This window comes from Lentzea sp. NPDC003310 (assembly GCF_040610935.1).
In the GTDB taxonomy this organism is placed as follows: Bacteria; Actinomycetota; Actinomycetes; order Mycobacteriales; family Pseudonocardiaceae; genus Lentzea.
In genome coordinates this window covers 43659-66060 of the sequence record NZ_JBEXNC010000032.1, presented here as the reverse complement: position 1 = coordinate 66060, position 22402 = coordinate 43659, and the positions used below count along the sequence as shown (strand labels likewise).

General features: G+C 70.3%; 22 protein-coding genes. 10 read left to right on the top strand and 12 right to left on the bottom strand.

What is annotated here, in order from left to right:
- Positions 1 to 154: 154 nt before the first annotated feature.
- On the bottom strand, positions 155 to 682 hold the full coding sequence (locus tag ABZX02_RS42040; protein ID WP_355307388.1) for a YbhB/YbcL family Raf kinase inhibitor-like protein: 528 nt from the start codon (positions 680 to 682) through the stop codon (positions 155 to 157).
- A 181-nt stretch (positions 683 to 863) separates the two neighbouring features.
- Here ABZX02_RS42040 and ABZX02_RS42035 point away from each other — a divergent pair, with 181 nt between their 5' ends.
- The 3 genes from ABZX02_RS42035 (at position 864) to ABZX02_RS42025 (ending at position 2654) form a co-directional block, all read left to right on the top strand.
- Positions 864 to 1547: a polysaccharide deacetylase family protein gene (locus ABZX02_RS42035; protein ID WP_355307386.1), complete on the top strand. Its 684-nt coding sequence runs from the start codon at positions 864 to 866 to the stop codon at positions 1545 to 1547.
- 96 nt (positions 1548 to 1643) lie between these two features.
- Positions 1644 to 2111: a hypothetical protein gene (locus ABZX02_RS42030; protein WP_355307385.1), complete on the top strand. Its 468-nt coding sequence runs from the start codon at positions 1644 to 1646 to the stop codon at positions 2109 to 2111.
- A gap of 66 nt (positions 2112 to 2177) precedes the next feature.
- Positions 2178 to 2654: a hypothetical protein gene (locus ABZX02_RS42025; protein ID WP_355307383.1), complete on the top strand. Its 477-nt coding sequence runs from the start codon at positions 2178 to 2180 to the stop codon at positions 2652 to 2654.
- A gap of 67 nt (positions 2655 to 2721) precedes the next feature.
- Here the strand turns inward: ABZX02_RS42025 and lon are convergent, their stop codons facing one another.
- Together lon and ABZX02_RS42015 are read right to left on the bottom strand one after the other, a co-directional pair.
- Positions 2722 to 5070: an endopeptidase La gene (gene lon, locus ABZX02_RS42020; RefSeq protein ID WP_355307381.1), complete on the bottom strand. Its 2349-nt coding sequence runs from the start codon at positions 5068 to 5070 to the stop codon at positions 2722 to 2724.
- Between the two features lie 77 nt (positions 5071 to 5147).
- Positions 5148 to 5858, bottom strand: a complete 711-nt coding sequence (locus tag ABZX02_RS42015) for a hypothetical protein (RefSeq protein ID WP_355307379.1) — start codon at positions 5856 to 5858, stop codon at positions 5148 to 5150.
- Between the two features lie 74 nt (positions 5859 to 5932).
- Between ABZX02_RS42015 and ABZX02_RS42010 the strand changes: the two genes are divergently transcribed.
- Positions 5933 to 6742: an SAM-dependent methyltransferase gene (locus ABZX02_RS42010; protein ID WP_355307377.1), complete on the top strand. Its 810-nt coding sequence runs from the start codon at positions 5933 to 5935 to the stop codon at positions 6740 to 6742.
- Here ABZX02_RS42010 and ABZX02_RS42005 read toward each other — a convergent pair.
- On the bottom strand, positions 6715 to 7743 hold the full coding sequence (locus ABZX02_RS42005; RefSeq protein ID WP_355307376.1) for a hypothetical protein: 1029 nt from the start codon (positions 7741 to 7743) through the stop codon (positions 6715 to 6717). The genes ABZX02_RS42010 and ABZX02_RS42005 overlap by 28 nt on opposite strands.
- Positions 7744 to 7867: 124 nt before the next feature.
- The gene (locus ABZX02_RS42000) at positions 7868 to 9748 is read right to left on the bottom strand and encodes a patatin-like phospholipase family protein (RefSeq protein WP_355307374.1); all 1881 of its coding nucleotides are present in this window, start codon (positions 9746 to 9748) and stop codon (positions 7868 to 7870) included.
- Positions 9749 to 9874: 126 nt separating this feature from the next.
- Here ABZX02_RS42000 and ABZX02_RS41995 point away from each other — a divergent pair, with 126 nt between their 5' ends.
- Positions 9875 to 10444, top strand: coding sequence for a hypothetical protein (locus ABZX02_RS41995; protein ID WP_355307372.1), 570 nt, complete (start codon positions 9875 to 9877; stop codon positions 10442 to 10444).
- Here the strand turns inward: ABZX02_RS41995 and ABZX02_RS41990 are convergent.
- Genes ABZX02_RS41990 through ABZX02_RS41975 form a run of 4 tightly spaced genes read right to left on the bottom strand, consistent with a single transcriptional unit; the run spans position 10437 to position 14398 of the window.
- The gene (locus tag ABZX02_RS41990) at positions 10437 to 10964 is read right to left on the bottom strand and encodes an AAA family ATPase (protein ID WP_355307370.1); all 528 of its coding nucleotides are present in this window, start codon (positions 10962 to 10964) and stop codon (positions 10437 to 10439) included. The genes ABZX02_RS41995 and ABZX02_RS41990 overlap by 8 nt on opposite strands.
- Positions 10961 to 11596 (bottom strand): CatB-related O-acetyltransferase, encoded by a 636-nt coding sequence (locus ABZX02_RS41985; protein WP_355307368.1) that lies wholly within the window; start codon positions 11594 to 11596, stop codon positions 10961 to 10963. The genes ABZX02_RS41990 and ABZX02_RS41985 overlap by 4 nt, the downstream gene beginning before the upstream one ends.
- On the bottom strand, positions 11593 to 13467 hold the full coding sequence (locus tag ABZX02_RS41980; RefSeq protein ID WP_355307366.1) for an ABC transporter ATP-binding protein: 1875 nt from the start codon (positions 13465 to 13467) through the stop codon (positions 11593 to 11595). The genes ABZX02_RS41985 and ABZX02_RS41980 overlap by 4 nt, the downstream gene beginning before the upstream one ends.
- A 34-nt stretch (positions 13468 to 13501) precedes the next feature.
- Entirely contained in the window at positions 13502 to 14398 is an 897-nt protein-coding gene (locus ABZX02_RS41975; RefSeq protein ID WP_355307364.1) for an alpha/beta hydrolase, read from the bottom strand.
- Positions 14399 to 14467: 69 nt separating this feature from the next.
- Here ABZX02_RS41975 and ABZX02_RS41970 point away from each other — a divergent pair, with 69 nt between their 5' ends.
- From ABZX02_RS41970 to ABZX02_RS41960, 3 genes are read left to right on the top strand one after another with little or no spacing between them, the layout of a single operon-like run.
- Positions 14468 to 15490: a M48 family metallopeptidase gene (locus ABZX02_RS41970; protein ID WP_355307362.1), complete on the top strand. Its 1023-nt coding sequence runs from the start codon at positions 14468 to 14470 to the stop codon at positions 15488 to 15490.
- Between the two features lie 15 nt (positions 15491 to 15505).
- Complete coding sequence (locus ABZX02_RS41965; protein WP_355307361.1) at positions 15506 to 16291, top strand: serine protease; 786 nt, start codon at positions 15506 to 15508, stop codon at positions 16289 to 16291.
- 13 nt (positions 16292 to 16304) lie between these two features.
- Positions 16305 to 17021 (top strand): serine protease, encoded by a 717-nt coding sequence (locus ABZX02_RS41960; RefSeq protein ID WP_355307359.1) that lies wholly within the window; start codon positions 16305 to 16307, stop codon positions 17019 to 17021.
- On the opposite strand, the gene ABZX02_RS41955 is transcribed toward ABZX02_RS41960, so the two are convergent.
- Together ABZX02_RS41955 and ABZX02_RS41950 are read right to left on the bottom strand one after the other, a co-directional pair.
- On the bottom strand, positions 17002 to 19197 hold the full coding sequence (locus tag ABZX02_RS41955) for a tetratricopeptide repeat protein (RefSeq protein ID WP_355307357.1): 2196 nt from the start codon (positions 19195 to 19197) through the stop codon (positions 17002 to 17004). The genes ABZX02_RS41960 and ABZX02_RS41955 overlap by 20 nt on opposite strands.
- Before the next feature lie 51 nt (positions 19198 to 19248).
- The gene (locus ABZX02_RS41950) at positions 19249 to 19857 is read right to left on the bottom strand and encodes a LysE family translocator (RefSeq protein WP_355307355.1); all 609 of its coding nucleotides are present in this window, start codon (positions 19855 to 19857) and stop codon (positions 19249 to 19251) included.
- A 148-nt stretch (positions 19858 to 20005) separates the two neighbouring features.
- On the opposite strand from ABZX02_RS41950, the gene ABZX02_RS41945 reads away from it, so the two are divergent.
- Together ABZX02_RS41945 and ABZX02_RS41940 are read left to right on the top strand one after the other, a co-directional pair.
- A complete protein-coding gene (locus tag ABZX02_RS41945) occupies positions 20006 to 20740 on the top strand; it encodes a serine protease (protein ID WP_355307354.1) in 735 nt (244 codons plus the stop codon).
- A 13-nt stretch (positions 20741 to 20753) separates the two neighbouring features.
- Entirely contained in the window at positions 20754 to 21212 is a 459-nt protein-coding gene (locus ABZX02_RS41940) for a GNAT family N-acetyltransferase (RefSeq protein WP_355307352.1), read from the top strand.
- On the opposite strand, the gene ABZX02_RS41935 is transcribed toward ABZX02_RS41940, so the two are convergent.
- Complete coding sequence (locus ABZX02_RS41935) at positions 21166 to 22341, bottom strand: 8-amino-7-oxononanoate synthase (RefSeq protein ID WP_355307396.1); 1176 nt, start codon at positions 22339 to 22341, stop codon at positions 21166 to 21168. The genes ABZX02_RS41940 and ABZX02_RS41935 overlap by 47 nt on opposite strands.
- Between the last annotated feature and the right edge of the window lie 61 nt (positions 22342 to 22402).

The following is a 22402-nucleotide window of genomic DNA, read 5'->3' as shown; positions in this document are numbered from 1 at the left end:
GGTGTCAACTCGACGAAAAGCGTGTCGAGTTGACACCCCTACTCAGGTGCAGCAAGAGCTATGGCGCGACTCGTGATGGGACCCCACCGCCCAAGCCGTTTGGTAAAGACGGCTCGCCTTCGGCTTCGCTGTGAGGCGGGGTGCCTGTGGTGCGTTAGTGCTGGTAGGTGGGGGTGATGATGGCCCTTGCCAGGGTGTGGAAGGCCAGGTTGAAGCTCACCACCGCCGGGGACGCGTTCTCGTCCACGTCCAGCTTGTCCACGTCCACCGCGTGCACCACGAAGTAGTAGCGGTGCGGGTGGTCGCCCTTCGGTGGGGCTGCTCCGCCGAAGGCGCGGGTGCTGTAGTCGGAGCGGACGTGGAAGGCGTCGCCCGGGAGGGTGTCGTCCGAGGCGCCTGCGCCCGTCGCGAGTTCCGTGGTGGTGGCCGGGAGGTTCACGGCCACCCAGTGCCAGAAGCCCGACGGGGTCGGGGCGTCCGGGTCGTAGCAGGTGACCACGAAGCTGCGGGTCTCCTCCGGGAAGCCGGACCAGGCCAGGTGCGGTGAGGTGTTGCCGCCCTCGAAGACCTGGGCTTCGGGGAGCTGCTCGCCGTCGCGCACGTCCGTCGAGGTGACGGTGAAGGTGCCGACCTGCGGGAGCAGCTGGTAGGGGTCGGGAGCGACTGGGCGCTCGAGGCTCATGGGAGTCCTCCTTTTGTGATCAGTTCGAACCCTAGTCCGGTGCAACCGGTGGGGCCTGCGCGACGTCTTTCGCGTGGAGGGGGAGTTCTTGATGTCCAAGTTGCGGCTTTTTGCTGCCTTTTTGCTGGTTGTGGGGCTGGTGTCGTGTGGGGACGCGCCTGGCTCGCAGACCGGTGGGCCGGTGTTGACGACGTCTGTCGTGCCTACTACGACCGCCAGTGCTCCTGAGCGGCCCAAGCGGATGTTCGAGCCGCCCTATCCGTACGGGACGGTGCAGGCGAAGGCGCCTGCCGTCGTCGACGGGATGGTGCCCGTGGTGACGAAGATCCAAACGGACAAGCCGTACGTGTTCATCACGATCGACGACGGGGCCGTGCAGCACCCGAAGGCGCGGGAGCTGATGATCGAGGCCGGGGTGTGGCCGTCGGTCTTCCTCAACACCAAGTACGCCGAGGGGCACAAGGACTACTTCAAGCGGCTGCCCGTGACGGTGCACAGCCACACGTCGAACCACCCCAACCTGATGGGCAAGGGGTTCGAGTTCCAGAAGAACGAGATCTGCGGCAACGCCGACTTCCTCGCGGGCGACTACGGGAAGCGGCCCACGTTGTTCCGGCCGCCGTTCGGCAACTACGACGCGACGACCCGGCACGCGGCGGCCAGTTGCGGGTTCAAGGCGCTCGTCAACTGGACTGCCGCCGTCAACGACGGGCGGGTGCAGTTCCAGCAGGGGGATCGGCTCCACGCCGGTGACATCGTGCTCATGCACTTCCGGACGACGTTCGTCGAGGACTTCACGGCTTTTCTCAACCGGGCGAAGCAGGACGGGTTGACGCCGGTGCCGCTGGAGGACTTCCTCGGGTAGCCGTGCAACCCGCGGTGGTCGTGGGTGCGTGATCAGAGCGGGGTCGTTTGGGGCGGCCCTGTTCGCACGTCCACGAACGACTGGGGAGTCACGAAGATGAAGAAGAGCTTGACCGCGGCGCTGCTCGCAGTGCTCGCGGTGTTCGCGTTCGTGCCCGCGGCGTCCGCCAGTGGCCACGCCGAGTTGACCGACATCCAGACGAGCAGCCACGACGGCTTCGAGCGGATCGTGCTCCTCATGGACGGCCTGCCCAGCGGGTCCGTGTCCGACGAGGTCACCGAGGTCTGGGACTGCGCGGTGGACAGGCGGATTCCCGTGGCGGGGCAGGAGGTCCTCCGCACGACGCTGTTCGGCGCCGCGACGTACGACGAGAACTTCCGCCGCACGTACACCGGGCCGCGCAATTTCGTGCCGCAGGGGCTGTCCAACGTCAAGGGCGTCGCCATCTCGTGCGACTTCGAGGCGACGCTCGGCATCGCGGTCGGGTACGCGAACCCGGACTCGACGCACACCGTGACCACGCTGACGAACCCGGACCGGGTCGTCATCGACATCTACAGCTGACGAAGCAACTGTGTCCTGGGTCACACGTCTTACAGGCATCGCAAGAGCCCTGAGAGGGGGCCGAAGATGAACAGACGTCTTGTCGCGGTGCTGGCGGCAGTGGTGGCCGTGTTCACGTTCGTGCCGATCGCGTCGGCGCAGAGCACGCCCACCCTGTCGAACATCCGGACCGGGCAGCACAACGGCTTCAGCCGGGTGGTGCTGGACCTGTCCGGGCTGCCGACGGAGCACCGGGTCAGCGAGGTCACCAGCGTCGCGAACTGCGGGTCCGGGAACCCGATCACCGTGGCCGGCGGGCAGGTCAACGAGATCCTGTCGGTCACGTTGATCGGAGCGGCCGCGCACGACGACAACGGGAACCTGACGTACATGGGGTCGCGGAACTTCGCGACGCCCGGTCTCAGCCACGTCCGCGGGGTCGCGCTCACGTGCGACTTCGAAGCCACGCTCGGGGTCGCTGTCGGGTACAGCAACCCCAACTCGTGGCACCGGGTCTTCACGCTGACGAGCCCGAACCGGCTCGTCATCGACGTCGGCCTGTAGTAGCGAAAAGCCTCGTGGGGGCAGTAGTCGCCGCTACTGCCCCCACGAGGGGTCTATCGGGAAACCGTTACGCCGCAACGGTCGCGACGGTCTCCTTCGAGAGCGCGTGCTCCAGCACCTGTGCCACGTCCGAGACGAAGTGCACCGTCAGCTGCTCGCGCACCGACTCCGGCACGTCGTCCAGGTCCGGCTCGTTGCGCTGGGGCAGCAGCACGGTCGTGATGCCCGCGCGGTGGGCGGCCAGCAGCTTCTGCTTCACGCCACCGATCGGCAGCACCCGGCCCGTCAGCGAGATCTCGCCCGTCATTGCCACGTCGGAGCGCACCGGGCGGCCCGAGAGCAGCGACGCCAGCGCCGTCGTCATCGTGACGCCCGCGGACGGTCCGTCCTTCGGCACCGCGCCCGCCGGGACGTGGATGTGCACTCCCCGGTCGGCCAGCGACGCGGCCTTCTCGTCGTGCGAACGCAGGTACGACAACGCGATCTGCGCGGACTCCTTCATCACGTCACCGAGCTGGCCGGTCAGCGTGACACCCGTCGAGCCGGTGTCCTTCGGGGCCAGCGAGGCCTCGATGAACAGCACGTCGCCGCCGACGCCCGTGACGGCCAGACCCGTTGCCACGCCGGGGACAGCCGTGCGTTCCGCCGACTCGGGCGTGTTCTTCGGGCTGCCCAGGTACGACTTGAGCGACGGCTGGTCGACCACGACCGGCAGTTCGGACTCGCCCAGCGCCACCTTCGCGGTCACCTTGCGCAGGACGCGCGAGAGGGCCCGTTCCAGTTGGCGCACACCGGCTTCCCGCGTGTACTCGCTCGCGAGCTGGTGCAGCGCGGGCTTCTCGAACGTGACGTCCTCGGCGGTGAGGCCGGCGCGGTCGAGCTGGCGCGGCAGCAGGTGGTCACTGGCGATCGTGACCTTCTCGTCCTCGGTGTAGCCGTCGAGCTGCACGAGTTCCATGCGGTCGAGCAACGGCGCCGGGATCGACTCCAGCACGTTCGCGGTCGCGAGGAACACCACGTCCGACAGGTCGAGCTCGACCTCCAGGTAGTGGTCGCGGAACGTGTGGTTCTGCGCCGGGTCCAGCACCTCGAGCAGCGCCGCCGTCGGGTCGCCGCGGTAGTCGGAGCCGACCTTGTCGATCTCGTCGAGCAGCACGACCGGGTTCATCGACCCCGCCTCGCTGATCGCGCGGACGATCCGGCCCGGCAACGCGCCGACGTACGTGCGGCGGTGACCGCGGATCTCGGCCTCGTCGCGCACACCGCCCAATGCGACGCGCACGAACTTGCGGCCCATTGCGCGCGCAACGGACTCACCGAGCGAGGTCTTGCCCACGCCGGGAGGACCCGTCAGGGCGAGCACGGCGCCGGAACGACGTCCGCCCACCACACCCATGCCGCGGTCGGCACGGCGCTTGCGCACGGCCAGGTACTCGGTGATGCGCTGCTTCACGTCGTCGAGGCCCGCGTGGTCGGCGTCGAGGATCTCACGCGCCGCCTTGATGTCGTAGGAGTCCTCGGTCCGCTCGTTCCACGGCATCTCGAGGACGGTGTCGAGCCAGGTGCGGATCCAGCCCACCTCGGGCGACTGCTCGGAGGTGCGCTCCAGCTTGTCGACCTCGGTCAGCGCGGCCTTGAGCACCTTCTCCGGCAGGTCCGCCGCCTCGACGCGGGCGCGGTAGTCCTCCTGCTCGGTGGCGGGCTTGCCGTCGAGCTCGGCCAGCTCCTTGCGGATCGCGGCCATCTGCTGGCGCAGCAGGAACTCGCGCTGCTGCTTCTCGACGCCTTCCTTGACGTCCTTCGCGATCGTCTCGTTCACGTCGAGCTCGGTCAGGTGCGCCTGACCCCACTCGACGAGCTTCTCCAGCCGCTCGGTGACGTCGCTCGTCTCCAGCAGCCAGATCTTCTGCTCGTCGGACAGGTACGAGGCGTAGCCGGCGAGGTCCGCGAGCGCCGACGGGTCGGTGATCTGCTGCACCGAGTCGACCATCTGCCACGCGCCGCGCGTCTGCAGGATGTTCGTCACGAGTGCGCGGTAGGTCTTCGCGAGCTCACGGGTGCGGTCGGTGATCGGGGAGTCGTCGGCGATGGTCGCCTCGACCCACAGCGCCGCGCCCGGTCCCGTGGTGCCCGTGCCGATGCGCACGCGCTTGGTGCCGCGCACGACGGCGGCGCGTTCGCCGCCGGGCAGCCGGCCCACCTGTTCGATCTCGGCGAGCGTGCCGACGGCGGCGTACTTGCCGTCCAGCCGTGGGACGAGCAGCACTTGATGATTTGCTGCGGTCGTGGCCGCGTCTACGGCCGCACGGGCCTCCGCGCTCGCGTCCGCACCGGAGATGCGGATCGGCACCACCATGCCGGGGAGCACCACGACGTCGTCCAGCGGCAGTACCGGCAGGGCCAGGGTTTCGCCCATCTCGTCATCCTCCAAAGTTGAGTCTGTACCGCTCAACCAACTGGAGTCCGACGGTGTTCCCCCTGGGGTGTTCGCTCTCAGCGAGCAGCGGCCTTCAGGCGTCTGACCAGCGCGATCTCGCCGGTCACGCGGGCCAGTGCGGTGCTCGTGGGGCACGAGGACAGCACGCCCCTGGGCTTGCGGCGCAGGTCCAGGCGGTCGCCGCCGGGGAACCGCACCGAGCACCGGTTGGCGGCCGCCACGAACGGCACGACCACCTCTCCCGCTTCGACCGTACGCCCGCTCAGCACGACGGGGCCGGGTGTCCGGCGGGCGGGCGCCAGCGGGATCGGGGTGTCGAACCGCAGCAGTTCCTCGACGGCGTCCTTGGCGAGCGACGGCGCCTTCCTGAGGAGGTCGGCCTGCGCCGGGTGGTCCCGCAGGGCGCGCAGGGCGTTGTCGAGGAACACCTGCGTGGTCTCCAGGGCGGTCGCCGCGAACGCCTCCACGCCGTGCGCGAGCGTGAACGCCTCGGCCGCCGTCGCCGCGACCGACCGCGCGAACGTGGCGTCGTCGGCGTCGAGCAGTTCGAGGGTGCTGAGGGTGATCACCGGCCGGACGAGCTTCACGGCGTGCGTGATCACCCGTTTGGGTAACGGCTCCGGCTCTCCGGAATCGATGCCGAGCACTGTGAGTACGTCGTCGTAACGCGTGATGCACCAGCCGCCGATAGCGGCGTCGAAGTGCACCGGCGAGCGTTCCCTGAGATGGCGGAACTTCGCGTGGCGTCCAGCGGTGGTGGAGTGCATGGTTCCTCACACGTGACCGAGACCATCGCGGTTCGGATGTGTGGCGGTGGACACCCGTGCGGCGACGACGGAGGATGCGCAACGTGATGGAAGAGCTGAAGTGGGTCCCGTCCACCGTCGACGTCACGCGTCCGAGCGTGGCGCGGATGTACGACTACTACCTGGGCGGCTCGCACAACTTCGAAGCCGACCGTGCCGCAGCCAAGCAGGTGGAGCAGATCTTCCCCGGCGTCGCCCAGAGCGCGCAGGCGAACCGCTCGTTCCTGCGCCGGGTCGTCCGCCACCTGCTGGCGCAGGGCGTCGACCAGTTCCTCGACCTCGGCTCGGGCATCCCGACCGTGGGCAACGTCCACGAGATCGCCCAGCACGACAACCCGGACGCCCGCGTCGTCTACGTCGACTTCGAGCCCGTCGCCGTCTCGCACAGCAACGCGCTGCTGGCCGACAACCCGAACGCGACCGCGCTCCTCGCCGACCTGCGCGCCACCTCGACGGTGCTCGCCGGCGCGCGCGAGACGCTCGACTTCTCCCGCCCGGTCGGCGTGCTGATCATCGCCGCGCTGCACTTCGTCCAGGACACCGACAGCCCGTACCAGGCCGTGGCCGAGTACATGGACGCGCTGCCCGCCGGCTCGCACCTGGCCATCACCCACGCCACCTGGGACACGCTCAACGACGACGAGCGCGCGGAGGCCGAGCAGATCGCCAAGATCTACAGCAGTTCGGACAACCAGCTCAAGATGCGCACGCACGCCGAGGTCACCAAGTTCTTCGACGGCATGGAACTGCTGGAGCCGGGCGTCGTCGCGGTCAACGACTGGCGTCCGGACTCCTTCGACGAGGCGCACGTGGGCATCTACGGCGCGGTCGCGCGCAAGCCCTGAAGCAGCCGGTCCCTGATCTCGTTGGTCTCGCGGTCGGTGAGGGTGCGCTCCGGCGCCCTCATCGTCACGCGGACGAGCACGTTCTTCTGACCGGGCCTGGCTTCCAGCCGTTCCCGGACGTGCGGCGGCAGCTGTTCCGCGGGTGTCTCGCCGAGGATCTCGATCTCCTCGACGACGTCCTCGGGCACCAGGGCGCGGATGCGGTCGCCGAGCGTCTCGACGTCGTCGTCGTGCGCGGCCATGATCGAGATGTCCCTGATCGCGGCCGGGTGCCGTGAGACAGGGCGGTACTCGGTCAGGTCGAGCATCTGCGCGGCGATGCGCGGGTCGGGGTTGCGCAGCAGGCGGATGTCCGGGATCCCCTTGCGCAGCATCAGGATCCGGTCGAGGCCGAGGCCCATCGCGAGGCCGTGCGGGTGGTCCCTGATGACGTGCCGCGCGGCCCGTCCGCACTCGCCGACCTCCACCCACTCCCCGTCGTGCTCGACGTCGATTTGCCTGCCGTGCGTGGTGTACGGGTGTCCGGCGTCGACCGTGCGATAGCGCCTGCCGGGCAACAGGGTCGTGACGACCGTGTCGATGAGGTCGTCCAGCGGTTCCTCGTCCTCGCTGATCCGCCACACGTCGAGCTGGTGCGGAGTGCCGGTGTGCAGGCGGTCGACCGTGTCGCGGCGGTACACCACACCGGGGCAGACCAGCGTCACGTCCGGCGTGGCCTGCTTCAGCGCGGGCGGGATCATGGCGGAGGTGTGGCTGCGCAGCATGCACGTCTCGCTGACGTACCTCGTGTAGCGGGCCTCGCGGGTGACCGCGTCCTGCGGATAGCCGAGCAGCTCGTAGTTGTGCTCGACCGGGACGAGCGGGTGGTGCCGGACTTCCTTCGGGTTGTGCAGCACGCGCTTGAGGTCGGCGATCAGCAGCTGCAGCGCGTGCGGACCCTGCGCGGGATCGGTGAGGTCGCGGACGTTCAGGGCGTGCACGAGTTCTTCGGTGCGGTACATGGGATTCCCGTTCCTGCTCGGTCCTGGTGGGCTCGGAGTCCCCCGACCGACGGGAATTTCAGGCGCGCGCCACCCACGCAGGTCGGGGGTGGCTAAATCGCGTCACGGCTCCAGGTTAGCGCGCCTACTCGGGTGGCGTCAGCCGCAAATCGGGGTCCACGGGCGGTGCCCCGTCGAACGGCCCGTCGTCCTTCAGCCGGCCGACGTGGTCGAGCGCCACCTCGATCTCGTCCGAGAACGGGTCGCCGTCGGCCGGGGGAGTGCGGAACCACTCGTGCAGCTCGGCCGGGATCTCGAACCGCGCGAGCAGCTCGTCGTAGAGCGCGTCGCGGTCCGCCGCCTGCACACCGAGCTCCTGGTACTCGCGCAGCGCCATGCGCAGCCGGATCCAGCGGTAGCGGTCGGTGTTGCGCTGCTGCTGGAACCGTTCGCGCAGCAGGTCACCGGCCTTCTGCCCGCGCTCGGCGAGCCGCCGGATCGTGGCGGGAGGCATGAACAGGTTCGAGCCGCCCTCGTCGTCGGACTGCCGCACGTGCGCGATCCGGCCGCGGTAGCCGGGCAGCGCGGACTGCATGGTGTCGCGCCAGTCGAGGAACGTGTCCAGGATGGACACCAGGAAGCGCGGCACGGAGTTCAGCGCCGCGTAGTGCGTGCCGGAGGTCGACGCGTCCTGCTCGGGCAGCCAGACCTCGTTCGCGTCACCCGGCGGGTAGGGCTGCAGGCTCAGGCCGAACGTGGGCCAGCGCGGCAGCAGCGCGTCGAAGAAGTGGATCGGGAAGTTGCTGGTGATGCCGCCGTCGGAGAACCAGTGCACGCGCCCGTCCCGGCACAGCGGCACGGCGGCGAACAGGCCGGGGAACGACAGCGACATCCGCACGGCGACCACGACCGGCAGGTCCTCCGTCGCGGGCAGCGTCCGCAACGGCATGTGCTCGTGCAGCGGGCACTTCAGCTCGGTCTCGGGACCGTCGAGCTGCTCCACGACCCGTTGCGGCAGCACGTAACCGAGGCACTCGTCGCAGTACTGCCACTCCTCCTTGAACGGCAACCGGTACGGCCGCCCCTCGGACAGGTCGGTCGTCATCAGCACGAGGGTGACGCCGCCGAGGTCCCCGAACGTCAACGCCCGCTCGGTGCCCGCGAGGTCGTCCAGCTGGTCCGCGATCCAGTCGGCCAGCGGCGGCACCCCGGTCGACTTCGGCACGCCCGCCAGCCGGTCGAGCCACGACGGCCGGAAGTCGCCCGTGCCCGGCACGAGTCCGAAGTGGATGGACCGCGCGTTGTCCTTCAGGAACTTCTGCATCGCGTACCCGTACGTGACGATCAACGCGCTGACCGCCGCCAGCGACAGCACCAGCCACACCAGCAGCACGATCGCCGCCGTCGCGTGGTGCCGCGCGAACGCCAGCCCGAGGACCAGTGGGATGGCGGCGAAAACCCAGACGGGCCAAGGCAGACTCGACCGCAACGGCCACAGCACGATCACCAGGCACGCCAGCGCCACCACGACGACCACCACCGCGAGCCAGCCGGGATAGGTGCCCGGCGTGAGCCATGCCGAGTACAGCACCGGCCCGCCCAGCCACAGCAACGCCATCAGCGCGAGCACCGCCTTGGCGCGCAACCCGACCGCGCCGAGCAACGCGAAGAACAGGCACGTGACCGCACTGCGTCCGGTCGTCTCGCGCTTCTGCATGGAGGCGACCACGATCCGGTACAGCGCGCGGGTCTTCTCCGCGGGCTGGAACAGCTGCGCCATCCGCCACCGCTCCGCGCCCGACCCGGACGTGAACCAGTCGATCAGCCCGGCCAGCTTCTCGAAGCCACCGGAGGAGCGCCCGCGTTCGGCCGCGGCGGTGAACCCGGCCGCGATCGCCCCGGCGGACGCGCCGCCGATCTGCTTGAACTCGTAGTGGCGGGCCAGCGAGGCGACCGCGAGCGGGTACACGACGCCGCTGGTCGTGCCGCCCCGCATGGTCAGGTCGCAGTAGCGGTCGTACTCCATGTGCTCATGATCGCGCGATCTCCGCGCTCCGTGAAGGGACGTTCACTCGGACGCCACGGGATCGACGGGAAGCCGTTGCGCGGCCGGACACCCGGAACTGTCGGTGGTGCCTGCTTGGATGCCCGCATGACCGCTTACGACGTCGCCCGCGTCCTGCCCGCCATCCCGCGGCTCCGCGCCCTCTGCCGTGCGCTGGCCGCGCTCGACGTCGTGCTGGATCCCGACGGCGACGTCCGGTACCACGAGTACGACGCGGACTGGGCGCCCGGCGAGGAGCTGGCCTCCATGTACGACGGCGCGGGCAACGAGTACTCCATCACCTTCACCGCGGCGGGAGCGTACGTGCGCGGCTTCGACCACGAGTCGGAGCTGAGCCCCTACGGCACCGACGACGACAGGCCGTGGCCCGGTGTCGTCGACTCCGTGCCGGAGGTGTTCCGCGAGTGCGTTGAGGAACCGGCGTTCTGCGACGACGACGTGCCACGCGTGACGGTGTGCCTGTGGCGCGAGCACGCCGACACCATCTGGCGTCACGGGGAGATCGACTTCCCCGGCGACGACGGGGCCGACTGGATGTTCGCCCTGCTGACCGACGGCACGCCCGAGGCGTACCGGAAGTGGGCCCAGGACTACTACGAGACGCCGGTCGACCTCGCCCTCGTGCGGCGGGTCTTCGCCGAGCACGGGGTCAGCTGACCGGGGACCGTTCCACGGTCAGCCACCACGAGATCACGTCCTGGGCCACCTCGACCACCGGCTGGTCGGCCGGCACCACGTAGTCCTCGACCCGTGCCGACGTGAACAACGCCTCCAGCTCCGCGGCGCGTTCGACGTGCCACCGCAGGTCGGCCTCGCCGTGGTGCCGCCGTGCCAGCCGCTCGCGGATCACCGGCGGGTTCGCCTTCAGCCGGCAGACGGTGAGCCTGCCGCCGATCACCGACGCGTAGCGCGCACGGTCCTCACGGCTCTCCACCACGCCCGCGAGCACGATCCGGTGCACACCGGCCTCGATGTAGTTGCGCGCCACGGCCGAGAGGTTGCGCAGTTGCAGCTCGAAGTGGAACGGGTCGTCGGCGGGCGGCGGCCAGCACGCGGACAGCCAGTCGAGGTCGATCACCGCGTGCGGCACCCCGGCCTCGGCGAGGCGGTCGCCGACGGCCTCGGCGACCGTCGTCTTGCCCACCCCGACCGGGCCGGTGATCAGCAGTGCCTTCACCCCGCGACCTCGGCCAGTTCGGCGGGCGTGCCGGACATGATCACGCGGACGTGCTCGGTCACCTTCTCGACAGGCCAGTCCCACCACGCGATCCGCTGCAGGAGCTCGACCTCCTCCGGGCTGTACCGCGTCTTGAGCAGCTTCGCCGGGTTGCCGCCGACGATCCCGTACGCCGGCACGTCCGACACCACGACCGAGCCGGCCGCGACGATCGCGCCGTCGCCGATCCGCACGCCCGGCATGATCAGGGCGTTGTAACCGATCCAGACGTCGTTGCCCACCACCGTGTCGCCCCGCGACGGCGCGCCCAGGGCGATGTCGAGCGTCTTCTCGCCCCAGACCCCGCCGAAGATCGTGAACGGGAACGTCGACACGCCCGCCATGCTGTGGTTCGCGCCGGACATGATGAACCGCACGCCCTCGGCCAGTGCGCAGTAACGGCCGATGACGAGCTTTTCGGTGCCATAGTTGTAGAGGACGTTGCGCTGCTCGAACTCCGTGGCGTGGTGTGGATCGTCGTAGTAGGTGTACTCGCCGATCTCGATCTGCGGGTTCTTCACCAACGGCTTCAACAGCACCGTGCGCGCGTAGTCCGGCAACGGGTAGAGGTTGTCGGGGGACGGAATCGTCACGGCGCTCCGATCGGCTCTTCGCTGAACTGCGTGCGGTACAGCTTCGCGTAGTGGCCCTCCAGGGCCAGCAACTCCTCATGCGTACCACGCTCGACGATCTGACCGGCGTCCACGACGAGGATCTGGTCGGCCGCCCGGATGGTCGACAGGCGGTGCGCGATCACCAGCGACGTGCGGCCCGCCAGCGCCTCGACCAGTGCCTCCTGCACGGCGGCCTCCGAGCGCGAGTCGAGGTGGGCGGTGGCCTCGTCGAGGATCACCACGCGGGGCTTGGCGAGCAGCAGCCGCGCGATCGTGAGCCGTTGCCGTTCGCCGCCCGAGAGACGGTAGCCGCGTTCGCCGACGACGGTGTCCAACTGATCCGGCAACGACGACACGAGGTCCGCCAGGCGTGCTCGGGTCAGCGCGTCCCAGATCTCCTCGTCGGTCGCGGAGGGGGCGGCGAGGCGGAGGTTCGCCCCGATCGACTCGTGGAACAGGTGGCCGTCCTGCGTCACCATGCCCACGGTCTCGCGGATCGAGTCGAACGACAGGTCGCGCACGTCCACACCGGACAGCCGGATGGCGCCGGAGTCCGCGTCGTACAGGCGCGGCAGCAGCGAGGCGATCGTCGACTTGCCCGCTCCCGACGCGCCGACCAGCGCGATCAGCGAGCCGGGTTCGGCGGTGAACGACACGCCGCCGAGGATCTGCTCACCGCCGCGCGTGTCGAGCGCCGCGACCTCCTCCAGCGACGCGAGCGAGACCTTGTCGGCCGATGGGTACGCGAACTCCACGTCCGCGAACTCCACCGACACCGGGCCGTCCGGCACGGCGACCGGCTCGGCCTTCTCCTTGATCAGCGGCGGCAGGTCCAGCACCTCGAAGACCCGCTCGAACGACACCAGCGCCGTCATCACGTCCACCCGTGCGCCGGCCAACGCGGTCAACGGCGCGTAGAGGCGCGTGAGCAGCAGCGCCAGCGTCACGATCGTGCCCGGTGCCATCTGCCCTTGGAACACGAACCAGCCGCCCAGGCCGTAGACCAGCGCGAGCGCCAACGACGACACAAGGGTCAACGCCACGAGGAACAGCCACTGCGCCACGGCGGTCCGCACGCCGATGTCCCGCACGCGCCGAGCGCGCGCACCGAACTCCGCGCTCTCCAGGGCGGGCCGGCCGAACAGCTTGATCAACGTCGCGCCGGGCGCGGAGAAGCGCTCGGTCATCTGCGTCGTCATCGCCGAGTCGAGGTTCGCGGCCTCGCGGTGCATGGACGCCAAACGCTTGCCCATCCGCCGCGCCGGGATCAGGAAGATCGGCAGCAGGATCATCGCGAGCACCGTGACCTGCCACGACAGCGTCAGCATCACGGCGAGCGTCAACACGAGCGCGATCACGTTCGTGACCACGCCGGAGATCGTCTCGGAGAACGCCCGCTGCGCCGCGATCACGTCGTTGTTCAGGCGCGACACCAGCGCGCCGGTGCGGGTGCGGGTGAAGAACGCGATCGGCATCCGCTGCACGTGGTCGAAGACGGCCTGCCGCAGCCGCAGGATCAGGTCCTCGCCGACCCGCGACGACTGCCAGCGCTCGGCCAGCGAGAACCCGGCCTCCAGCACCGCGACGCCGGCGATGGCCAGCGCGAGCCACACCACGAGCCCGAAGTCGCGGCCGCCGATGATCGTGTCCACGACCCGTCCGGCGAGCACCGGGGACGCCACCGCGAGCACCGCGGCGACCGACGAGATGGCCAGCAGCCCGTAGACCGCACGGCGCTGCGGGCGGGCGAACCGGGCGACACGCTTCAACGTCGCCCGGCTCACGCGACGGCTCTGCTCGTCCTGCATCGCGCTTTCGAGCGCGTACCAGGCGTTGAAGTCGATGTTCATGACGACCAGTCTCGAACCTCGACCTACAACGAGGTCAAGCCGTTTTCAGGAACTCGTCGACCTCGGCGAGGGCCGCCGCACGCACTGGCTCAGGCGACAGGAACAGGTCGTGCATGCCGGCCTTGATCTCCACGACCTTGACCGATGATCCGATCTTCGGACCCCACTTGCGCATGCCCTCGACGTCGAGCACGGCGTCCGCTTTGGACACGTCCTCGCTCCACACCTTGGCGTTCAACATGCTCTTGTCCGAGTGCAGCACCAGCACCGGCACCCGCACGTCCAATCCCTTGTGGACCTTCTCCTGCGCCACGAGCACGGCGCGGATCCACCCGGCGAGCACCGGGAAGCCCGCGAGGGGCTTCCACTTCAGGTCGAAGTCCCATTCGCCGTTGCGCGAACTGTGGATCGCCGCGCCGTACGCCTCGCCGAGGTTCGCGCGGATCTTCACCTTGGGTGCCACGCTGCCCAGGACCTTCACGATCTGGCGTACCAGCGGCGGTTCGACGACGTCGAGCCACGGGCTGTTGAGCACCAACGCGTCGATGAGGTCGCCGGCCCGCCGTTCGTGCGCCCACAACGAGGTGGTGAGGCCACCGGTCGAGTGGCCCATGAGGACGACCCGCGAGTGTTCCTCGCGCACGACGGCGATCGCGGCGTCGATCTCCTCGAAGTACACGGCCATGTCCGTCGTGTAGTTCGGCAGCTCGCCGTCGCGCAGCGACCGGCCGTACCCGCGCAGGTCCACGGCGTAGAAGTCGTAGCCCTGGGCGGTGTAGTGCGCCGCCACGTGCTCCTGGAAGAAGTAGTCCGCGAAGCCGTGCACGTAGAGGATCGCGCCCCGGTCGTTGGCGGCCGCGCGACGGCGGACCAGGGTGGCTGAGGCCCCGCCGCGCAACGGCAGAACTGTGGTGTCTTCGTCGCTGCTCACCGGGCAAGTTTGCAACGGTCTGACGCCGATTCCGTGCAGCCTTGTCCGGATCGTGTCTAACCTGGGGACATGACGGGGGAAGTCGAACAGTCATCCAGGGTGCGGTTCCCGGGCATCAGCCCGCGCGCCTACGAACATCCTGCCGACCGAGGCGCCCTCGCGGTGCTGAGGGCGGTGCCCGCCGTGGCGCCGATCCTCAAGGCGGTCGCCGGGGCCTTCACCGAACGCGGAGAGCGCCTGCTGCAGGTCGCGTCCTCGATCCGGGTGGGTCCGAAGCAGTACCCGCAGCTCGACCGCATCCGCAACGAGGTGGCGGCGACGTTCGACCTCGCCGAGGTGCCCGAGCTCTTCGTCGAGCGCAACGCGCAGGTCTACGGCTTCACCTACGGCATCGACAAGCCGTTCATCGTGATCAGCACCGGCGCGGTCGACCTGCTCGACAACGAGTCGCTGCGCTTCCTGATCGGTCACGAGATGGGCCACGCGATGTCGGGCCACGCGCTGTACAACACGCTGCTGCGCCGGCTCATCGACCTCACCACCTCGTTCGCGTGGGTGCCCGCGGGCGCCATCGCGATGCGTGCGGTCATCGCGGCGCTGCGCGAGTGGCAGCGCAAGACCGAGCTGTCCTGCGACCGGGCGGGCCTGCTCGCCTGCCAGGACCCGCAGGCCGCGCTGCGCACGCACCTCGCGATGGCCGGTGACCTGGGCGGACAGGTCGACGTCGCGTCGTTCCTCGCCCAGGCCAAGGAGTACGAGGAGGTCGAGGACATCCGCGACAGCCTCCTCAAGCTCCTGCACACCGAGCACCGCACGCATCCGCTGGTCGTGGTGCGGGCCGCCGAGCTGCAGCGCTGGTCGGCGAGCGAGGAGTACCGCGAGATCCTGACCGGCACGTACGCGCGCCGCGAGGACGACCGGCCCTCGAGCAACCTGACCGACGACATCAAGGGTGCCGCCCGGTCCTACAAGGAGTCCATGAACAACTCCGCCGACCCGTTGATCAAGACGATCAACGACATCGGCGAGACGGTCATGGGCGCGGCCGGGAAGCTCTGGAGCAAGGTTGCTCCGAACGGCCCAGCGGAGTAGCTACCATCTGGAGTCATGAGACGACTCCTGGTGCTGGTTCTCTCCGCGCTGCTCGTGTCCACGGGCACCGCCGCCGCCGACGTGCAGGTCGTCGGCGGCGAGCGGGCGTCCATCAAGGCCAACCCGTGGGTCGTCTACCTGGTCGACGACCGCGGCACCCAGTTCTGCGGCGGCACGATCGTCGCGCCCGCGAAGGTGCTGACGGCCGCCCACTGCGCGGTCGGCCGGTCACCGAAGGACCTGCAGGTCGTCGCCGGCCGGGAGGACAAGCTCGACCGCGAGTCCGGGGTCGTCGCCACCGTCACCGACATCTGGGTCCACCGGCAGTACGTCTCGGCCGACCAGGGCGAGGACGTCGCCGTCCTGACGTTGCGCAAGGACCTGCCGTACGAGCCGCTGCCGTTCGCCGAGCCGTCCGACCGGGCGCTCTACGAACCCGGCACGCAGCTGCGCGCGCTCGGCTGGGGCCGCACGTCCGAGAACGGCAAGACCTCCCGCTACCTCCTGCAGGCCACCGTGCCGGTGCTGCCCGACGCGTTCTGCGTCGACACCTACCCGCAGTTCGTGCGGGCCGACATGTTCTGCGCGGGCTTCGAGGGCGGCAAGGTCGACACCTGCCAGGGCGACTCGGGCGGCCCGATCGTGGTGGACGGCAAGCTCGTCGGCGTCACGTCGTGGGGCGAGGGCTGCGCGCGCAAGGGCAAGCCGGGCGTGTACGTCCGGATCTCCCGCTACGCCAAGGATCTTCACTCGGTCGTGGATGCTTCACCGCCGGGGGTTGTCGACCCCGCGTCCGCCTGAGTTCAGTGGGGTCATGCGACTGCTGGCGGCGGTGCTGGTCCTGCTCGTGAGCGCGGTGAACCCGGCTCACGGCGCTCCCAGGATCGTCGGCGGCGTCGTGGTGGACGACCCGGCCGAGGCGCCGTGGGTGGTGGCCCTGACGATGGCGTCGGGCCACCAGTTCTGCGGCGGGGTGCTGCTCTCGGCGACGCGGGTGGTCACGGCGGCGCACTGCGTGCGGGACCGCGCGCCGGAGTCGATCAGCGTCGTCGGCGGCCGGCTCGACCTGCGCACGGACGGCGGGACGACCTCGGTGGTCACGGCGCTGCGGGTGGCCGACGGCTACACCGGTCCGTCGCGCGGCAAGGACATCGCCTGGCTGACGCTCGCCGAGCCGGTGCCCCACCCGCCGCTGCCGGTCGCGGTACCCGGAACGAACCTGGCCGGAGTCGGTGTCGTGTACGGCTGGGGGCAGCAGGCCGAGGCCGCCACGACCAAGAGTCCGTTGCTGCACAAGGCCTCCATCCCGGTCGTGCCGGACGAGCAGTGCGCCGCGCGGTACGACCAGTTCGACGCCGAGGCCATGTTCTGCGCGGGCTATCCCAGCGGCGGCATCGACGCCTGCGTCGACGACTCCGGCGGTCCGTTCGTCCTCGGCGGACGGTTGGCGGGCCTCGTGTCGTGGGGTGTCGGCTGCGCCCGGCCGAACACACCCGGCGTCTACACCCGCGTCACGACTTACCTGAGCTGAGCTCCCGGACCAGGTCCGCCCGGTAGCGCAGCCCCGCGCTCTCCGCCCGTTCGACCGCCCTGTCGTACAGCGCCTTCTCCCCGGTCAACGCGGCCTTGCCCGCGAGCGCGCGCACCTCGATGATCCGGAACCCCGCCTCGGTCGCGCGCCGCAGCACCTCGTCGAACCCGGCGACCGACCGGTTCACCTCCGCGAGCACGAGGCAGGCGTCGACCTCGATGAACAGGTCGTCCTCGCCCGCGAGCTCCAGCGCCTGGCCGGCCTGGTCCCTGGCCTCCTCCGGCCGTCCGGCGGCGATGAGCAGTTCGGCGTACTCGACCCGCGCGGACATCTCGATCGGCCGCAGCCCGTGCCGCCGGGCCAGGTCGAGCGCCTCGGCGAACACCGCCTCGGCGTCGGCGTGCGCACGTCGGGCCGCGAGCACCACGCCGAGGTTGTTGAGGCCGTTGGCGAGGTGCTGCCAGTCGTCGGTCTCCCTGGCCAGCGCGACGGAGCGGCGCAACGACTCCTCGGCGGACGCGAGCCTGCCGAGCTCCAGCTCGACCAGGCCGAGGTTGCCGAGGCCGCCGATCAGCTGCGGCCGCATGTCGTTGCGGGCGTAGAGGTCGATCGCCGCCGCCAGGTGTTCGCCGGCACGGCCGAGCTCCCCGAGGTCGTGGTAGATCCCGGCGAGGATGTTGCGGGCGGACGCCTCCGGGCCCTGCGCCCCGGCGGCCCGGAACTCCGCGATGGCCCGTTCGCTGTGCTCGACGGCCGTCCGGTGCTCGCCGAACCGCCAGTCGAGGTAGGCGAGGCACACCCGTGCCGCCGCCGCGCGTTGCCCGGTCTCGCCTGCGTCCAGTGCCGCCTGCGCGATCGTGCGCAGGTCGGCGTACTGGCCGGTGACCAGCAGGTACGGCCGGAGCGCGACCACGAGTCCGGCGTCGGGACGGGCCTGCGCGAGCGCGACGAGGTTCGGCCGTTCCGCCTCGAACCAGGCCATCGCCTCGTCGCGGTCGCCGAACGCGACCGCGTCCGAAGTGGACGGCAGCAGCCGGGTGAAACCGACCTGCAGCGCGGCTTCGGCGCCGTCGGCCCTCGCGAGGTACCAGTCGAACACCCGCCGCCGATCCTGCTCGGTGGCCCGCTGGTCGGCGTAGAGGCGCAGGAGGTCGTGCAGCTGGAACCGGTCGTCGTCGCGCTGCACCAGGTTCGCGGCGGCCAGTTCGTCCGCGTCCGGTCCGGCGAGCTCGCGTGGGACGTCCGGGCCGGGCACGGCGCCGAGGAAGTCGAACGTGCGGCGGGCCCGCGGCGAGAGCTTCCGGTAGGAGAGGTCGAACGTGGCCTGCACGGCCGTGTCGTCCTCCTCGATCTCCAGCGCCTCGAGCCGGTGCGCCCGCAGTTCGGCCACGTAGTCCGGCAGGTGGCGGCCCGCGAGGTTCGCGCCGGCGATCCGCAACGCGAGCGGCAGCCGGCCGCAGAGCTCGACCAGCTCTTCCGTGTCGCCCTCGACCCGCATGCCCTTGAGCAGCTCGCGGGCCTCGTGCTCGCTCAGCACGCCCAGCCTGACCTGCTCGAACTCCGGCAGGTCGTGCCGGGCGGTGACCAGCGCGACGCAGCCCGGCGCGTCCGGCAGCAGCGGGCCGACCACGTCGGGCGTCGCGTTGTCGAGCACCACCAGCACCCGCCGGTGCTGCAGCAGCGCGCGGTAGTCGTCGTCCGGCCCGCCGCCGAGCGCCTTCACGAACCGGGTCAGCGCCTGCTCGACCGTCATCGGCGGACCGGTGGAGTGGCCGCGCAGGTTCACGTACAGCTGGCCGTCGGGGAAGTCCTCCCGCAGCCGGTGCGCCTCCCGCACGGCGAGCGCGGTCTTGCCGACGCCGGGCAGTCCGGTGATCGCCCGCACCGGCGCGTCGAGCCGCTCCAGCCGCGCGATCTCCGCGCGCCTGCCCACGAAGTCCGGCAGGTCCGCGGGCAGCTGGCACGGCGCGGGCGGCCGGGGCGCGAGCCGGTACCCGGCCGGCTCCGTGATCACCTGCTCGGTCGCGCGCAATCGGCTGACCAGCGTCCGCAACGCCGCGCGCGGGTGCTTCGGCGGGTCGTCCGGCCAGACCAGTGCGGCCAGTTCGTCGAACGGCACCGCCTCGCCGGGACGTGCGGTCAAAGCGTCGCGCAGGGACTGCAGCCGATCCGCCACGACCTCGATCGTAGATCCGTTGGACGCGAATGATCAGGGCCAGGCGGAGGGTCAGAGCACGAGGCCGACCGACATGGTGAGGAAGACGGCCGCGCAGACCGCGTCGAGCGCGGTCGTCACGCCGGGCCGCTTGAGCCGGCCCGCCACCCGCGACGCCGCGAGCACGATCATCAGCTCCCAGATCGCCGCGAGCCCGAGGAACACGACCGCGAGCAGGGCGAGCTGCGGGGCCGGTTCACCCGATCCGATGAACTGCGGCAGGAACGCCAGCGAGAACAGGATCATCTTCGGGTTCGTGATGTTGGTCAGGAAGCCCTGCCGGAACGGCCGCGCGCTCATGACCTCCTCCGGCTGGTCGCCGGTGCGCTTCAGCAGCCCGCGCGTGATGGAAATCGCCAGGTAGAGCAGGTAGCCGGCACCGATCCAGCGCAACGCCGTGAGCACCATCGGGTACCGCGCGAGCACCACGCCGAGGCCCGAGATCACCAGGGCGACCTGGACCGCCGCGGCCGTGTGGATGCCGCCCAGTGCGAGCAGTCCCGCGCGGGTGCCGGAGCGCAGTGACGTGCGCAGGAGCAGGAACGCGTCCACGCCGGGGGTCGCGATGACGACCGCGCACGCGATGAGGAAGGCCGGAACCTGGCCGAAGTCGAACAACACCGTACATACCCCCGTGATCTACCTCACTGACCGTAAAATCTTCGGCCTTATGGGACGTTAGCACGAGAATCTTCGTTTTTGACGCCGTCCTAGCGCGATCGCTACGGTTGGTGACCGATCGTCCACCTGGCGCAACGAGGAGTGGTCCGTGAGGGGTAAGCGGTTTGCCGTGCTGGTGGCGGTGATCGCCCTGGTCAGCGGCTCGACGTCCGCCGATGCGATCGTCGGGGGGACACCCGCGCGGGTGGCGGACACCCCGTGGGTTGTGGCGATCACCACCACGGACGGTCAGCTGATCTGCGGTGGCGCGCTCGTCGCCCCGGACAAGGTCATGACCGCCGCGCACTGCGTGACGCTCAAGGGAGTGCTCGGCAAGAACCAGCGCCCGGCTGAGCAACTGCGCGTGGTCGCGGGCCGCACGGACCTGCGGAACAAGGGCGAGGGCGTGGACTCGGCCGTCGCGAGCGTGTGGCGTCACCCGGACTACGTCGAGGTCACCAAGGGCGACGACGTGGCGGTGCTGACCCTGGCCCAGCGGCTGCCGTACCGGACGATCCAGCTCGGCGAGGTCGGCGACGACGGCGTGGTGCTGGGCTGGGGCCGCACCGCCGAGAACACCCCGCCCGCGATGTCGCTGCGCAAGGTCACCGTGCCGATCCTGTCCGACACCGAGTGCGCGCTGAAGGAGCCGGACTACCGGCCGGGCGCGATGCTGTGCGCCGGCCGCGGTGGCCGGGACGCCTGCACGGGCGACTCGGGCGGTCCGCTCGTCGTGCGCGGCAGGCTCGCGGGCGTCGTCTCGTTCGGTCGCGGCTGCGCCCGGCCCGATGAACCGGGCGTCTACACCCGGCTCGCGAACTACCGGCAGACGCTGGGCTTCTGATATCCACGACCAGGTGCGAACCACACAGTTCCCGGCCACGCTGCGCCGGCAGTGGGGGCTCGATCTGAGCCCCGTCCAGCTCTACGCGATCCTCCGGCTGAGGCAGGACGTCTTCGTCGTGGAGCAGAACTGCGTCTACGCGGACGTGGACGGCCGTGATCTGGAACAGGGCACACGGCACTTCTGGCTGGAGGCCGAGGGGACGCACGAGCCGCTCGCGTACCTGCGGCTGCTGGAGGAACCCGACGGCACGTTCCGCGTCGGCCGGGTCGCCACCGCGCGCATGGCCCGCGGCCGCGGGTACAGCCGCAGGCTCATGCAGGCCGTGCTGGTGGACGTGGGCAACAAGCCGTGCGTGCTCGACGCGCAGACGTACGTCACCGACTTCTACGCGTCCTTCGGCTTCGTGGCCGAAGGGGCGGAGTTCATCGAGGACGGGATCCCACACCTGCGGATGCGGCGCTCTCCCTGATCACGCGCACCGCGCGCTCGATGTCGGCCTCGGTCAGATCGGCGCGCGCGGTGAGCCGCAGCCTGCTGATCTGGTCCGGCACCGACGGCGGCCGGAAGCAGCCGACGACCACACCGCTCGTGCGGCAGGTCTCGGCCCACTGGAACGCCTGCTCCGGGCTGGGTGCCCGCACGCTCACGACGGCCGCGGTCGGCGTGCTGACCTGGAACCCGGCCTCCTTGAGGCGGTTGCTCAGGTCGTGCGCCACGGTCAGCGCGCGCTCGGGGCGGTCCGGCTCCTCGCGCAGGATCTTGATGGCCGTCAGCGCCGCCGCCGCGCTGCTCGGGGCGAGGCCGGTGTCGAAGATGAACGGCCGCGCGGTGTCGATCAGGTGCTTGATCACCCGGCTCGGGCCGAGGACGGCACCGCCCATCGCGCCGAGCGACTTGCTCAGCGTCAGCGTGGTGATCACATCCGGCTGCTTGATGAGGCCCGCCTCCGCGACCGCGCCGCGGCCACCGGGTCCGACGACACCCAGTCCGTGCGCGTCGTCGACCACCAGCGCGGCGCTGGTCGCGCGGCAGACCTCGTGCAGCTCGTTCAGCGGGGCGATGTCGCCGTCCACGCTGAACACCGAGTCCGTGACGACGATCGCGCGGCGCTTGCCGCGGGTCTCCAGCGCGTGCTTGACCTTGCCGACGTCGCAGTGGTCCGCGACGACGACGTCGGCCTTCGACAGGCGCGTGCCGTCGATCAGCGACGCGTGGATGTGCTGGTCGGCGACGATCGCCGTGCCGGGACCGGACAGCGCCGTGACCGCGCCGAGGTTCGCCATGTAGCCGCTGCTGAAGACCAGCGCCGACTGCGAGCCGCAGAAGTTCGCGAGCTCGAACTCCAGCTCGGCGTGCAGCTCCGTCGAGCCCGTGACCAGGCGTGAGCCCGTGGAGCCCGCGCCCCACTTGAGCGTGGCGGCGGCTGCGGCACCCGCGACGCGCTTGTCCTTGGCGAGCCCGAGGTAGTCGTTGCTCGCGAGGTCGAGGTCCGTCGAGTCCGCCGTGCGCGGCCGCACCCGCCGGGTCAGACCGGCCTTGGCCCGCGCCTCGGAACGGGTGTCGATCCAGTCGAGCGTCGACTCACCGCCGCTGGACATCGCCTCAGTTGTGCTCACGGTCACCGACCGAGTCTCCCATCCGCCCGCTAGCGTGCCGCTC

Coding starts and splice junctions, on each gene's coding strand:
- ABZX02_RS41980 (WP_355307366.1), bottom strand. CDS start 13,467: ATGAACATCGACTTCAACGCCTGGTACGCGCTCGAAAGCGCGATGCAG.
- ABZX02_RS41995 (WP_355307372.1), top strand. CDS start 9,875: ATGACCGCTTACGACGTCGCCCGCGTCCTGCCCGCCATCCCGCGGCTC.
- ABZX02_RS42010 (WP_355307377.1), top strand. CDS start 5,933: ATGCGCAACGTGATGGAAGAGCTGAAGTGGGTCCCGTCCACCGTCGAC.
- ABZX02_RS42005 (WP_355307376.1), bottom strand. CDS start 7,743: ATGTACCGCACCGAAGAACTCGTGCACGCCCTGAACGTCCGCGACCTC.
- ABZX02_RS41935 (WP_355307396.1), bottom strand. CDS start 22,341: ATGTCCAGCGGCGGTGAGTCGACGCTCGACTGGATCGACACCCGTTCC.
- ABZX02_RS42030 (WP_355307385.1), top strand. CDS start 1,644: ATGAAGAAGAGCTTGACCGCGGCGCTGCTCGCAGTGCTCGCGGTGTTC.
- ABZX02_RS41960 (WP_355307359.1), top strand. CDS start 16,305: ATGCGACTGCTGGCGGCGGTGCTGGTCCTGCTCGTGAGCGCGGTGAAC.
- lon (WP_355307381.1), bottom strand. CDS start 5,070: ATGGGCGAAACCCTGGCCCTGCCGGTACTGCCGCTGGACGACGTCGTG.
- ABZX02_RS42000 (WP_355307374.1), bottom strand. CDS start 9,748: ATGGAGTACGACCGCTACTGCGACCTGACCATGCGGGGCGGCACGACC.
- ABZX02_RS42025 (WP_355307383.1), top strand. CDS start 2,178: ATGAACAGACGTCTTGTCGCGGTGCTGGCGGCAGTGGTGGCCGTGTTC.
- ABZX02_RS42040 (WP_355307388.1), bottom strand. CDS start 682: ATGAGCCTCGAGCGCCCAGTCGCTCCCGACCCCTACCAGCTGCTCCCG.
- ABZX02_RS41970 (WP_355307362.1), top strand. CDS start 14,468: ATGACGGGGGAAGTCGAACAGTCATCCAGGGTGCGGTTCCCGGGCATC.
- ABZX02_RS42015 (WP_355307379.1), bottom strand. CDS start 5,858: ATGCACTCCACCACCGCTGGACGCCACGCGAAGTTCCGCCATCTCAGG.
- ABZX02_RS41965 (WP_355307361.1), top strand. CDS start 15,506: ATGAGACGACTCCTGGTGCTGGTTCTCTCCGCGCTGCTCGTGTCCACG.